The 13,450-nt window shown below is 68.2% G+C and carries 10 protein-coding genes; 2 read left to right on the forward strand and 8 right to left on the reverse strand.

Translation table 11 applies throughout. From position 1 onward, the window contains the following. Positions 1-87 precede the first annotated feature (87 nt). On the forward strand, positions 88-741 hold the full coding sequence (locus tag IE267_RS06440; RefSeq protein ID WP_189762384.1) for an ANTAR domain-containing response regulator: 654 nt from the start codon (positions 88-90) through the stop codon (positions 739-741). 90 nt (positions 742-831) lie between these two features. Here the strand turns inward: IE267_RS06440 and IE267_RS06445 are convergent, their stop codons facing one another. The 8 genes from IE267_RS06445 to IE267_RS06480 all read right to left on the reverse strand — a co-directional run bounded on the left by IE267_RS06445 (position 832) and on the right by IE267_RS06480 (position 10,316). Further along, positions 832-1,548 (reverse strand): ABC transporter ATP-binding protein, encoded by a 717-nt coding sequence (locus tag IE267_RS06445; RefSeq protein WP_189762385.1) that lies wholly within the window; start codon positions 1,546-1,548, stop codon positions 832-834. After that, entirely contained in the window at positions 1,545-2,414 is an 870-nt protein-coding gene (locus IE267_RS06450) for an ABC transporter ATP-binding protein (protein WP_100574478.1), read from the reverse strand. The genes IE267_RS06445 and IE267_RS06450 overlap by 4 nt, the downstream gene beginning before the upstream one ends. Beyond that, the gene (locus IE267_RS06455) at positions 2,411-4,204 is read right to left on the reverse strand and encodes a branched-chain amino acid ABC transporter permease (protein WP_189762386.1); all 1,794 of its coding nucleotides are present in this window, start codon (positions 4,202-4,204) and stop codon (positions 2,411-2,413) included. The genes IE267_RS06450 and IE267_RS06455 overlap by 4 nt, the downstream gene beginning before the upstream one ends. Before the next feature lie 5 nt (positions 4,205-4,209). Continuing rightward, entirely contained in the window at positions 4,210-5,139 is a 930-nt protein-coding gene (locus IE267_RS06460; RefSeq protein ID WP_167153982.1) for a branched-chain amino acid ABC transporter permease, read from the reverse strand. Between the two features lie 98 nt (positions 5,140-5,237). Further along, positions 5,238-6,455 (reverse strand): branched-chain amino acid ABC transporter substrate-binding protein, encoded by a 1,218-nt coding sequence (locus tag IE267_RS06465; protein WP_189762510.1) that lies wholly within the window; start codon positions 6,453-6,455, stop codon positions 5,238-5,240. A gap of 411 nt (positions 6,456-6,866) precedes the next feature. Then, positions 6,867-7,328, reverse strand: a complete 462-nt coding sequence (locus tag IE267_RS06470) for a hypothetical protein (RefSeq protein ID WP_189762387.1) — start codon at positions 7,326-7,328, stop codon at positions 6,867-6,869. 128 nt (positions 7,329-7,456) lie between these two features. Further along, complete coding sequence (locus tag IE267_RS06475; protein ID WP_189762388.1) at positions 7,457-7,924, reverse strand: PaaI family thioesterase; 468 nt, start codon at positions 7,922-7,924, stop codon at positions 7,457-7,459. Between the two features lie 100 nt (positions 7,925-8,024). Further along, positions 8,025-10,316 carry an FdhF/YdeP family oxidoreductase gene (locus IE267_RS06480; protein WP_167153988.1) on the reverse strand — a complete coding sequence of 764 codons (2,292 nt, stop codon included), beginning with the start codon at positions 10,314-10,316 and terminating at the stop codon, positions 8,025-8,027. Between the two features lie 245 nt (positions 10,317-10,561). On the opposite strand from IE267_RS06480, the gene polA reads away from it, so the two are divergent. After that, positions 10,562-13,276: a DNA polymerase I gene (gene polA / locus IE267_RS06485; protein ID WP_167153990.1), complete on the forward strand. Its 2,715-nt coding sequence runs from the start codon at positions 10,562-10,564 to the stop codon at positions 13,274-13,276. The last annotated feature ends 174 nt before the right edge of the window (positions 13,277-13,450 follow it).

Consider the following 13,450-nt stretch of genomic DNA (forward strand, 5'->3'; position numbering starts at 1 on the left):
GGTGCATGATGACCCTGCGTGCCCCCACCATACCGCAGCTAGGTACGCTCAGGGGAAGCAGTACTTGCCTTAAAACGAGGAGCCCCCGTGACCGCCCCCGAGTCGCCCCAGCCCACCGCAGACGACGACGCGACGCACGTCCCGCCGATGACGACTCGCGTCGTCATCGCCGAGGACGAGGCCCTCATTCGTCTCGACCTCAAGGAGATGCTCGAAGAAGAGGGCTACGCGGTCGTCGGCGAGGCCGGTGACGGGCAGAAGGCCGTCGAGCTGGCCCGGGAGCACCAGCCGGATCTGGTGATCCTGGATGTGAAGATGCCGGTGTTGGACGGGATCTCCGCGGCGGAGTTGATCGCGAAGGAGTCGATCGCTCCGGTGTTGATGCTGACGGCGTTCAGCCAGCGGGATCTGGTGGAGCGGGCGCGGGACGCCGGTGCGATGGCGTATCTGGTGAAGCCGTTCTCGAAGAGTGATGTGGTGCCGGCGATCGAGATGGCGGTGTCGCGGTTCACGGAGTTGAGGGCGCTGGAGCGGGAGGTCGCGGACCTTTCGCAGCGTCTGGAGACGCGCAAGCTGGTGGACCGGGCGAAGTCGGTGTTGCAGACGCAGTACGGGTTGTCGGAGCCGGCGGCGTTCCGTTGGATTCAGAAGACGTCGATGGATCGTCGGATGTCGATGCAGCAGGTGGCCGAGGCGGTTATTGAGGACGCCGAGGAGAAGAAGGCGGCCAAGGGGGAGTAGTTCCCGACGCGCACGCAATTCGACGCGCACGCAAAGGGCCCGCATCCGGAGGCAGTTCCGGGTGCGGGCCGCTTTTGTGTGGTGCGGGGTTCAGTCTTCGCCGAGGTAGGCCTTGCGGACTGATTCGTCGTGGAGGAGGTCTTGTCCGGTGCCGGAGAGGACGATTTTGCCGATTTCCATGACGTGGCCCTGGTCGGCGAGGGAGAGCGCGGCTTGGGCGTTCTGTTCGACGAGCAGGATGGTGGTGCCTTGGGCTTTGAGTTCGGTGATGGTGGCCATGATTTTCTGCATCATGATCGGGGAGAGGCCCATGGAGGGTTCGTCGAGCATGAGGAGTTTGGGCTGGGACATGAGGGCGCGGCCCATGGCGAGCATTTGTTGTTCGCCGCCGGAGAGGGTGCCGGCTGCTTGTTTGCGGCGTTCTCCGAGGATGGGGAAGAGGTCGTAGGCGCGTTGGATGTCTTTTTCGATGCCGGTTTTGTCGTCGCGGAGGTAGGCGCCGAGGCGGAGGTTGTCCTCGATGGTCATGCGGGGGAAGATGTGGCGGCCTTCGGGGGAGTGGGCCATTCCGAGGGCGACGATTTTGTGTGCGGGGACGTTTTTGAGGGGTTTGCCGTCGAATTTTATGGTTCCGGCGAGGGGTTCGAGGAGGCCGGAGAGGGTGCGCAGGGTGGTGGTTTTTCCGGCGCCGTTGGTGCCGATGAGGGTGACGACTTGTCCTGCTTCGACGCTGAAGGAGATGCCTTTTACGGCTTCGATTTTGCCGTAGGCGACCCGGAGGTCCTCGACTTCGAGGAGTGCGGTCACTGGGTGTCTCCCTCGGTGCTGGTGGTGCTCTGCGCCGTTTCGGCGGCTTCTACTTCGGCGAGTTCTTCGTCTCCGGGGGCGCCTTCGAAGGGGGTGCCGAGGTAGGCGGCGATGACGCGTTCGTCGGCTTGGACGATGTCGGGGGTGCCTTCGACGAGTTTTTCGCCTTGGACGAGGACGGAGACGCGGTCGCAGAGGTTCATGATGAAGCGCATGTCGTGCTCGATGACGAGGACGGCGATGCCTTGGTCGCGGATGGCGAAGATGAGTTCTTCGGCGGCGCGGGTTTCTTGGGGGTTCATGCCGGCGGTGGGCTCGTCGAGGAGGAGGAGTCCGGGTTCGCTGGCGAGGGCTCGGGCGATTTCGAGTTTGCGTTGTTCGCCGTAGGGGAGGTTGCGGGAGAGGTGGTCGGCTTTGTCGGCGAGTCCTGTGAATTCCAGGAGTTCCATGGCGCGTTCGCGGGATGCGTTTTCTGCTTTTTTGAATCCGGGGAGGCGCAGGAGTGCGGACCAGAGGCCTTCTTTGGTGCGGGTGTGGCGGCCGACGAGGACGTTTTCCAGGACGGTCATGTTGGGGAAGAGGCGGATGTTCTGGAAGGTGCGGGCGACGCCGGCTTGGGTGACGAGGTGGGGTTTGGGGGGTAGGACGGTGCCTTTGTAGGTGACTTTTCCTTCGGTGGGGACGTACAGGCCGGTGAGGCAGTTGAAGAAGGTGGTTTTGCCTGCGCCGTTGGGTCCGATGAGGCCGATGATTTCGCCGCTGTTGACGGTGAGGTCGACGTTTCGTACGGCGGTGAGGCCGCCGAATCGCATGGTGACGCCGCTGGCGTGGAGGACGGTGTTGGGTGTGGTGGTCATGCTGGTCACGCCCCCGCCTTGGTGACGCCGACGGGTGTGTCGGTGAGGCTTGTTTCGGGTGTGTCGAGTTGGCCGGTCTCGTGGAATTCGAGCTTTTTCCTGCGGTCGGCGATGATGCCTTCGGGGCGCAGGCGCATGAGGACGATGAGGGCTACTCCGAAGAGGAGGAGCTGGTAGTCCTGCATGAATTGGAGTTTGGCCGGGATGAGGTAGAGGAGGGCTGCGCCGATGAGGGGTCCGCTCATGGTTCCCATGCCGCCGAGGATGACGGCGGCGAGGAGGAAGGCGGAGTTGGGGGGTACGGAGCCGGCGAATTGGTACTGCTCGGGGGTGACGGTGCTGGTGAGGTGGCCTTGTACGGTGCCGGCGAGTCCGGCGAGGGTGGCGCCGAGTGCGAAGGCGATGAGTTTGACGCGGAAGCCGTTGATGCCCATGGCGGTGGCGGCGGTTTCGTCTTCGCGGATGGCGACCCAGGCGCGGCCGATGCGGCTGTCGGCGCTGCGGCGGAAGACGGTGACGACGACGAGGGTGATGACGAGCATCAGCAGGTAGTAGTTGCCGGGTTTGCCGAGGGTGAAGCCGGCGATGTCGTGGCTGATGCCGAGGTCCCATCCGAAGATGGTGATGTCGGGGATGGCGGGGATGCCGCGGGAGCCGTTGGTGACGTTGGGTCCGCTGTTCCCGTTGAGGTTGTTCATGGTGATGCGGAAGATCTCGCCGAAGCCGAGGGTGACGATGGCGAGGTAGTCGCCGCGTAGGCGCAGGGTGGGGGCGCCGATGAGGACGCCGAAGACGAGGGATGCGCCGGCGCCGACGAGGATGGCGGCCCAGAAGGGGAAGTGGACGCCGAGGCTGGAGGTGCTTGCGCCGGAGACGAGGGCTGCGGCGTAGGCGCCGACGCCGAGGAAGGCGACGTAGCCGAGGTCGAGGAGGCCGGCGAGGCCGACGACGACGTTGAGGCCGAGGGCGACGGTGGCGAAGATGAGGATGTTGGCGCCGATGAGGGCGTATTCGTCGCTGGATTGGGTGAAGGGGAAGCAGATCGCGGCGACGAAGGCGGCGCTGAGGGTGACGGTGCGGTGTTGTGCGGTGAGTGCGGAGAGGCGGGTGAGGAGGCCTGCTTGGGTGAGGGCGGCGAAGGTGAAGCCGGCGGTGATGAGGAAGCCGATGAACAGTTCGGTGTAGGCGGTGTCGATGCCGTAGGCGAAGACGTAGAGGCCGATGGCGAAGGCGGCGACGATGATGAGGATGCCGGCCCAGTCGGGGATGTTTGTGGCGGGGCGGGGGCTGGGGGCGGCGAGGGTATGGCGGATGCGTCGCCAGGTGTTGTCGCCGGTGGTGTCGGTGCCGGGGGTGTCGCCGGGGAGGGCGAAGGCGGCGATGAGGGCGATGAGGGCGCCGATGCCGGAGATGTAGGCGCCGGGTTCGAGGTTGACGATGCCGCCGAGTTCGTCGGATATGGCGCCGAGGGTGTAGCCGGTGGTGCCGAAGGTGGCGAGGGCGAGGAGGCGCAGGGGGGCGTTGGTGCCTGCGGGGGTGAGCCAGCGTAGTCCTGGGACGCCGTAGGCGGAGAGGGCGAAGAGGAGGGTGAGGGCGGCGGCGGTGAGGGTGAGGAGTTGGAGGCCGCCGGGGTAGCCGTCGACGGTGAGGTCGCCGGGGAAGTCGCTGGTCCAGGTCCAGGCCATGAAGGTGCCGATGAGGGCGATGGCGGCGCCGGCGGTGACGGTGTGCCGGGCGAGGCTGGTGGGCAGCGGGATGAGCGGGGTGCCGCTGTCGCGGTGGGTGGTGTTGGTGGTCATGGTGTTCACGCCCTGTCCGCGACGCGTTCGCCGAGCAACCCTTGGGGTCGCACGAGGAGGACGACGATGAGCAGGACGAAGGCCCATACGTCCTTCCAGGCGCCGCCGCCGAAGAGTTCCATGCTGGGGATGTTGCCGACGTAGCCGACGGCGAGGGCTTCGGCGAGGCCGAGGACGATGCCGCCGAGCATGGCTCCGTAGATGTTGCCGATGCCGCCGAGTACGGCTGCGGTGAAGGCTTTGAGGCCCATGATGAAGCCCATGCGGAAGCCGACTTGGCCGTTGTGGAGGCCGTAGCCGACGGCGGCGATGGCGGCGAACGCGGCGCCGATGGCGAAGGCCATGACGATGATGCGGTCGGTGTTGATGCCCATGAGTTTGGCGGTGTCGGGGTCCTGGGCGGTGGCCTGCATGCCGCGGCCGGTGCGGGTCTTGGTGACGTAGAACCCGAGGGCGATCATGCAGACGGGGGCGGCGATGAGGATGAAGAGGTCGCCGCGCTGGATGTTGGCGCCGAGGACGTGGAAGGGGGCACCGTCGAACTGGGGGAAGGAGCGGTCCTTCTTGGCGTCGGGGTACCACTTCCATACGGCCTGCTGGAGGGCGAGGGAGAGGCCGATGGCGGTGATGAGGGGGGCCAGGCGGGGCGCGTTGCGCAGGGGCCGGTAGGCGAAGCGTTCGGCGGCGGTGGCGACGAGTACGGAGACGATGACGCCGCCGATGATCATGAGGGGGATGGCGGCGAGGAGGGAGAAGCCTGAGGGGAGTGCGAGGAAGACGGTGAGAGCCCCGAAGCCCCCGACCATGAATATCTCGCCGTGGGCGAAGTTGATGAGCTGGACAATGCCGTAGACCATCGTGTAGCCGATCGCGATCAGTCCGTACATCGCGCCGAGGATGAGTCCATTGGCCAGCTGTTGCGGCAGTTCGTGCACCGCGGGGCCTCCGTGAAGTGATCGGATATGGCACCGCGCGGGAGCGCTGGTGGCGCTCCCGCGCGGTCCTTGTGTGCGTGTGGCGGGATGTCGCCGGGTTACGGCTTGTAGGCCTCGCTGAGCTCGGGCTTCCAGGCGCCGTCGGTGACCTTGTAGGCGGTCATCATGGTGTTGGTGGTGTCGCCGTACTGGTCGAAGGAGACGGGGCCGGTGACGCCGTCGAACTTGACCTTGCCGACGGCGTCGAGGACCTTGGCGCGCAGGTCGCCGCTGGGGAGCTTGCCGCTGTTGGCGGTGACGACGTCCTTGACGGCCTGGATGATGGCCCAGGTGGCGTCGTAGGTGCCGCCCCCGTAGGCCTCGTAGGCGTCCTTGTAGCCGGCCGTCTTGTAGTTGGCGATGAAGCTCTTGGCGGAGTCGAGCTGTTCGACGGGCTTGCCGACGGAGGTGGCGAGGTCGCCGTTGGCCTTCTTGTTGAGCTTGATGAAGTCGGCGCTGTAGATGCCGTCGCCGCCCATGAGCGGGATGTTGGTGCCGCTGTCCTTGAGCTGCTGGCTCAGGGGGCCGGCTGCGGGGTATTCGCCGCCGTAGTAGAGGGCCTTGGCTCCGGTGGTCTTGACCTTGGCGACGATGGCGTTGAAGTCGCGGTCGTCGGGGTTGATGTGGTCGGAGCCGACGATCTTGCCGCCGAGTTTGGTGAAGGTGTCCTTGAAGGACGCGGCGAGGCCGGCGCCGTAGGTCTTCTGGTCGTCGATGAGGTAGACCGTGTCGATCTTGGCGTTCTTGAACAGGTAGTTGGCGGCGAAGGCGCCCTGGATCTGGTCGGTGGTGGCGGTGCGGAAGAAGGTCTTGTAGGGGCGGACCTTGTTGCCGGTCTTCCAGCCGTCGCCCTGGGTCAGTTCGGTGCCGGTGTTGGCGGGGGATATCTGGGTGAGCCCGGCGTCGTTCAGCGGCTTCTGCATGGACTGCGAGACGCTGGAGTTCAGGGGGCCGACGACGCCGACGACGGTCTTGTCGCCGATGAACTTGGTGGCGTTCTGCTGGCCGACGGACGGCTGGGCCTGGTCGTCGAGCGGCTGGGTCTTGAACTCGACGCCGGGGACGAGGTTCTGCTTGTTCGCCGTCTGGGCGGCGAGGTCGGCGGAGTTCTTGATGCCGAGGCCGAGGGCGGACAGGTCACCCGTGAGGGGTGCGTCTACGCCGATGACGACGGTCTGCTTCTTGCCGCTGCTGTCGTCGCCGCCGCTTTTGTCGCGCGAACCACAGGCGGTGAGTGTGAGTGCACCTGTGGTGAGCACTGTAGTGAGGATGAGCAAGGAACGGTGTCGCACGATGGGTCCTTTCCCTGGCGCGGCCTCCTCGTGAGTGAGGTGCCGTGTCGGTCGCCGGGCCGTACTGATCGGTAAGGGCCGTGCAGCAGTCGCACCCGGCGGCGCGGTGACTGGCCGTGACTCTAAGCGCAGCCGAGGGGGGTGGGGAGCAGCCGGGACAGGATGTGACTTTCTTGTTATGCCAAGGCCAAACCTTGGTGGTGCAGTGCGGGCAATGTGCACATTTCGGGGCGGCGGGATTTCTCGCATGATGAGAACGCCCAGTTCCGCTAAGGGGCTTGAGGGGATCATGCTGCTGACAGGCCGGGGTGCGTCCGGAAGTCGGGCACTGGCCGGGAGAGCGCTGTCCCGGGGCCGGTTCCCGCCCGCCGCGCCCCCGATGATCGTTACGCTGTGTTACGGCGACCCGGACGGGGTGGGCAGCTTCGTCTGCGCCCAAGGGTCGGTCGTGGGCGTCCCGTTGCGATAGCGCTCGGCGCAACCCTGCTGCGCCCGCTGCTCGATGAGCCGGTCACCGGCGGCCGCGCCGTGGGCCGCGCGCTCGGCGCGGGCCGCGGTCAGTGTCGTCAGGAGGATCGCGTTCTGCCCGTCGGACAGGCCCTTCTCCTGGTAGTCGAGCCCCGAGCCCTGCCCCTCGTCCAGCTCCTGCTTCGCCCAGTACGTGATCAGATGGGTGCACAGCTCGGCCGGTGAAGTGGCGTGCGGTGACGGCGAGTTGGGGGTCGATGCGGTGGGGGAGGGCGCGACGTGCGGTGTGGCGTCGTCGGAGGACGAGCATCCCGCGAGGCCTCCCGCGGCGGCGAGCGCGCACACCAGCGCGATCCGTACGCGTGCCCAAGGTCGCGCTCGGGTCCTCATGACTCGACGTTAGAACGCGCCCCCCGGCGTGACAATGGCCGGTGGGTCCCCGACTCACCGGCCATGCCGTCCTCAACTCGCCCGCCCGCTAACGGAATTGACCACTCCGGGGCGCGGGCGGCGAGGGCTCAGCCCTTGAGGCCCTCCGCGTCCCGCAGCAGGCAGGTCAGCCGGGCCGTGCACACCCGCCGGTCCTGCTCGTCGGTGATGACGATCTCGTACGTGGCCGTGGAGCGCCCCCGGTGCACGGGGGTGGCGACCCCGGTGACCAGGCCGCTGCGCGCCCCGCGGTGGTGGGTGCAGTTCAGGTCGACACCGACGGCGACCTTGGAGATCCCGCCGTGCAGCATCGAACCGACCGAGCCGAGCGTCTCGGCGAGCACCGCCGAGGCGCCGCCGTGCAGCAGCCCGTACGGCTGGGTGTTGCCCTCGACGGGCATCGTGCCCACGACCTTCTCGGCGGAGGCCTCCACGATCTGCACGCCCATCCGGGTGCCCAGGTGCCCGGCGGAGAACATGGCGTGCAGATCGACGCCGAGGGCCGCGTACTCCTCGACGACTTCCTGCGGAAACTTCACGCTGCGCTGCTCGCCCATGGGCCCCGGCTCCGTTCATCTGCGGTCACTGTGCTTGATCCACACCCGTCATGGCTGTGTCCGCACCGTCATACCAGATGACTGAGCAAACGCTTAGGACTCAGCTCTCATTCCCCGCCGCGAGCGCCGCCTCGAACCGCACGACCACCGACTTGCTGGCCGGAGTGTTGCTGACATCGGCCGTCGAACCCAGCGGCACCAGCACATTGGTCTCCGGGTAGTAGGCGGCGGCGCAGCCTCGCGCCGTCGGATAGTGCACGACGCGGAAGCCCGGCGCCCGCCGCTCCACCCCGTCCTTCCACTCGCTCACCAGATCCGTGTACGACCCGTCCGCCAGGCCCAGTTGACGCGCGTCCTCGGGGTTGACCAGGACCACCCGGCGGCCGCCCTTGATGCCGCGGTAGCGGTCGTCGAGGCCGTAGATCGTGGTGTTGTACTGGTCGTGCGAGCGCAGCGTCTGCAGCAGCAGCCGGCCCTCGGGCAGCTCGGGCACCTCCACCGGCGCGGCCGTGAAGTTGGCCTTGCCGGTGGCCGTCGGGAAGCGCCGCTCGTCGCGCGGGGCGTGCGGGAGCTGGAAGCCGCCCGGGCGGGCGACCTTGGCGTTGAAGTCCTCGAAGCCCGGCACCACCCGCGCGATGCGGTCGCGGACGGTGGCGTAGTCCCGCTCGAACTCCGCCCAGTCGACGGCCGACCTCGCGCCGAGCGTGGCCCGCGCCATCCGCACCACGATGGCCGGCTCCGACAGCAGATGAGGACTGGCCGGGGCGAGGTTGCCGCGCGAGGCGTGCACCATGCCCATCGAGTCCTCGACGGTCACGAACTGGCGGCCGCTGTGCTGTACGTCCTTGTCGGTGCGGCCAAGGGTCGGCAGGATCAGCGCCCGGCGGCCGGTGACCGCGTGCGAACGGTTCAGCTTCGTGGAGACGTGCACGGTGAGCGAGGCCCGGCGCATGGCGGCCTCGGTGACCTCCGTGTCGGGCGTGGCCGCCACGAAGTTGCCGCCCATCGCGAAGAACACCTTCGCCCGTCCGTCGCGCAGCGCCTCGATGGACCGTACGACGTCATAGCCGTGGTGGCGGGGCGGCGCGAAGCCGAACTCCTTCTCCAGCGCGTCCAGGAAGGCGGGCGCGGGACGCTCGAAGATGCCCATCGTGCGGTCGCCCTGCACATTGGAATGGCCGCGCACCGGGCACACCCCGGCGCCGGGACGGCCGATGTTGCCGCGCAGCAGAAGGAAGTTGACGACCTCACGGATCGTCGGCACCGAGTGCTTGTGCTGGGTCAGACCCATGGCCCAGCACACGATGGTGCGCCGCGAGGCCAGCACCATCGCGAGCGCCCGCTCGATCTCGGTACGGGTCAGGCCGGTCGCTTCGAGCGTCGCGTCCCAGTCCGCCTCCTTGGCCGCGGCCTCGAACTCCTCGAATCCATGGGTGTGTTCGCGTACGAACAGCTCGTCGACGGCGCCCTCCGTCTCGACGATCAGCTTGTTGAGGAGACGGAACAGCGCCTGATCGCCGCCGATGCGGATCTGCAGGAACAGATCGGTGAGAGCGGCGCCCTTGATCATGCCCTGCGGCGTCTGCGGATTCTTGAACTTCTCAAGTCCCGCCTCCGGCAGCGGATTCACCGAAATGATCTTCGCGCCGGCCGACTTCGCCTTCTCCAGCGCCGACAGCATCCGAGGATGGTTGGTCCCCGGATTCTGCCCGGCGATCACGATCAGATCCGCCCGGTGCAGATCCTCCAGGGACACACTGCCCTTGCCGATGCCGATGGTCTCCGTCAGCGCCGAACCCGACGACTCGTGACACATGTTGGAACAGTCGGGCAGATTGTTCGTGCCGAACTCGCGGGCGAAGAGCTGCAGCAGGAACGCCGCCTCGTTGCTCGTGCGCCCCGACGTGTAGAAGAGGGCCTCGTCGGGGGAGTCGAGCGCGGTCAGCTCCTCGGCGATGATCTCGAAGGCCCGCTCCCAGGTGACCGCCTCGTACCGGTCGCCGCCCTCCGGCAGGTACATCGGCTGCGTGATACGGCCCTGCTGGCCCAGCCAGTACCCACTGCGGGCGGCGAGGTCGGACAGCGGATGCGCCGCGAAGAACTCAGGCGTCACCCGGCGCAGCGTCGCCTCCTCCGCCACCGCCTTCGCGCCGTTCTCGCAGAACTCCGCCGTGTGCCGCTTGTCGCCCTCCGGCCAGGCGCAGCCCGGGCAGTCGAACCCGTTCTTCTGGTTGACCTTCAACAAGGTCTGCGCCGTGCGCCGCACCCCCATCTGCTGCTGCGCCATCAGCAGCGTGTGCCCGATCGCGGGCAGCCCGGCCGCCGCGTGCTTGGGCGCCTCGACCTGCGGCGCGTCCTGGACCGGATCACCTGTGGGCGGCTTGCTGGCCATGGCGCTGCTCCCCTTCGAGCGAACACGACGTGCGGCTGTGCCGATCGGGCACTGCGGGCGAGCACGGCGTGCGGACCTGTGGTGCGGGCACCTCGCGGTCAGGCGTCGCGCCGCGGGATGCGTACACCACCGATCCTGCCACGCGCCACCGACAGCCGCGCCGGGCAGGTGGCATCGCGTCGGGCACGGGCGGCCGGGACCGGGACTGGCCAGGATTGTCAGTGGGGCGTGGCAGGATCGTGGGCATGGCTGAGACAGCATCGAAGAAGACCCCGGACAACCGACCGCGCCTGCTCCTCATGGACGGGCACTCCCTGGCGTACCGGGCGTTCTTCGCGCTGCCCGCGGAGAACTTCACCACCGCGACGGGCCAGCCCACCAACGCGGTCTACGGCTTCATGTCCATGCTCGCGAACACCCTGCGTGACGAGGCGCCCACCCACTTCGCAGTGGCGTTCGACGTCTCCCGCAAGACCTGGCGCTCCACCGAGTTCCCCGACTACAAGGCGAACCGGTCGAAGACCCCCGACGAGTTCAAGGGCCAGGTCGAGCTGATCGGCGAGCTCCTCGACGCGATGCACGTCGACCGCTTCGCCACCGACGGCTTCGAGGCCGACGACATCATCGCCACCCTCGCCACCCAGGCCGAGGCGGCCGGCTTCGAAGTCCTCATCGTCACCGGCGACCGCGACTCCTTCCAGCTCGTCTCCGAGAACGTCACCGTCCTCTACCCCACCAAGGGCGTCTCCGAGCTGACCCGCTTCACCCCGGAAAAGGTCGAGGAGAAGTACGGCCTCACCCCGCAGCAGTACCCCGACTTCGCGGCCCTGCGCGGCGACCCGTCGGACAACCTGCCCGGCATCCCCGGCGTCGGCGAGAAGACCGCCGCCAAGTGGATCAACCAGTTCGGCTCGTTCGCGGAGCTCGTCGAGCGCGCCGAAGAGATCAAGGGCAAGGCCGGACAGAACTTCCGCGACCACCTCGACGCGGTGAAGCTCAACCGCCGCCTCACCGAGATGGTCAAGGACGTCGAGCTCCCCAAGGGCCCGGCCGGGCTGGAGCGCGCCCCCTACGACCGCAGCGCCGTGACCGGCGTCCTGGACGTCCTGGAGATCCGCAACCCGTCCCTGCGCGAGCGCCTGCTCGCCGTCGACCCGGGCGCCGCGGATGCCGAGACCGCCCCCGCGCCCGCCGCCGGCGTCGAAGTCGACGGCACCGTCCTCGGCGCCGGAGAGCTCGCCCCCTGGCTCGCCGAGCACGCCACACAGGTCCTCGGCGTCGCCACCGTCGACACCTGGGCCCTCGGCTCCGGCAGCGTCACCGAGATCGCGCTGGCCACTGCGGGCGGCGCGGCCGGCTGGTTCGACCCGGCCCAGATCGACGAGGCCGACGAGCGGGCCTTCGCCGCCTGGATCGCCGACGCGGAGCGGCCCAAGGTCATGCACAACGCCAAGGCCGCCATGCGGGTCTTCCCCGAACACGGCTGGACCATCGCCGGCGTCACCATGGACACCGCGCTCGCCGCCTACCTCGTCAAGCCCGGCCGCCGCTCCTTCGCCCTGGACGCCCTGTCCATCGAATATCTGGGCCGCGAACTGGCCCCGGCCGGCGCCGCCGACGGCCAGCTCGCCTTCGGAGCGGACGACGAAGCCGAAGCCGCCGCCCTCATGACCCAGGCCCGGGCCGTCCTCGACCTCGGCGCCGCCTTCACCGAACGCCTCAAGGAAGTCGGCGCCGCCCAGCTCCTGACCGACGTCGAGCTCCCCACCTCCCTCCTCCTCGCCCGCATGGAACGCAACGGCATCGCCGCCGACCGCGCCCACCTGGAGGCCATGGAGCAGCAGTTCGCCGGCGCCGTCCAGCAGGCCGTCAAGGAGGCACACGCCTCGGTCGGCCACGAGTTCAACCTCGGCTCGCCCAAGCAGCTCCAGGAAGTCCTCTTCGGCGAACTGGCCCTGCCCAAGACGAAGAAGACCAAGACCGGCTACACCACGGACGCCGACGCACTCGCCTGGCTCGCCGCCCAGACCGAGCACGAACTGCCCGTCCTCATGCTGCGCCACCGCGAACAGGCCAAACTCCGCGTCACCGTCGAAGGCCTGATCAAGACCATCGCGACGGACGGCCGCATCCACACCACGTTCAACCAGACCGTCGCCGCCACCGGCCGCCTGTCCTCCACCGACCCCAACCTGCAGAACATTCCGGTACGCACCGACGAAGGCCGCGCCATCCGCAGGGGCTTCGTCGTCGGCGAGGGCTACGAGTCGCTGCTCACCGCCGACTACAGCCAGATCGAACTGCGCGTCATGGCCCACCTGTCCGAGGACGCGGGTCTCATCGAGGCGTTCACCTCCGGCGAGGACCTGCACACCACGGTCGCCTCCCAGGTCTTCGGCGTCGACAAGACCCAGGTCGACCCGGAGATGCGCCGCAAGATCAAGGCGATGTCGTACGGCCTGGCCTACGGCCTGTCCGCGTTCGGCCTCTCGCAGCAGCTGAACATCGAAGCGGGCGAGGCCCGCGGCCTGATGGACACCTTCTTCGAACGCTTCGGCGGCGTACGGGACTATCTGCAGCGCGCCGTCGAAGAGGCCCGTGCGACCGGCTACACCGAGACGATGCTCGGCCGGCGCCGCTATCTGCCGGACCTCAACAGCGACAACCGCCAGCGCCGCGAAATGGCCGAGCGGATGGCGCTCAACGCCCCGATCCAGGGCACCGCCGCCGACATCGTCAAGGTCGCGATGCTGAACGTGGACCGTGCTCTGACCGAAGCGGGTCTCGCCTCACGCCTCCTGCTCCAGGTCCACGACGAAATCGTCCTGGAGATCGCGCCGGGCGAGCGCGAGCAGGTCGAGGCGCTGGTCCGCCGCGAGATGGCGGGCGCGGTGGAACTGCGCGCCCCGCTGGACGTGTCGGTCGGCGCGGGCCACGACTGGGAGTCGGCGGCCCACTAGCCCGCCGGGCCCACTGGGTCGATCTCGTACACCGCTTGTCGGCCCGGGCACGGAGGTGCCCGGGCCGGGGTGTATGCCGGGCGGGGCGCGTGTGGGCCGGGGTGTATGCCGGGCGGGGCGCGTGTGGGGGCGGGGTGGTCGTTAGCGGTGCGTTAGCCGGGGGGTGTGGGATGA

It is taken from the genome of Streptomyces xanthochromogenes (genome assembly GCF_014650455.1).
GTDB classification, from domain to species: Bacteria; Actinomycetota; Actinomycetes; order Streptomycetales; family Streptomycetaceae; genus Streptomyces; species Streptomyces xanthochromogenes.

Excerpts from the sequence above, each read along its gene's own strand:
- IE267_RS06455 (WP_189762386.1), bottom strand. The coding sequence starts at position 4,204 with ATGACCACCAACACCACCCACCGCGACAGCGGCACCCCGCTCATCCCG.
- IE267_RS06480 (WP_167153988.1), bottom strand. The coding sequence starts at position 10,316 with ATGGCCAGCAAGCCGCCCACAGGTGATCCGGTCCAGGACGCGCCGCAG.
- IE267_RS06475 (WP_189762388.1), bottom strand. The coding sequence starts at position 7,924 with ATGGGCGAGCAGCGCAGCGTGAAGTTTCCGCAGGAAGTCGTCGAGGAG.
- IE267_RS06470 (WP_189762387.1), bottom strand. The coding sequence starts at position 7,328 with ATGAGGACCCGAGCGCGACCTTGGGCACGCGTACGGATCGCGCTGGTG.
- polA (WP_167153990.1), top strand. The coding sequence starts at position 10,562 with ATGGCTGAGACAGCATCGAAGAAGACCCCGGACAACCGACCGCGCCTG.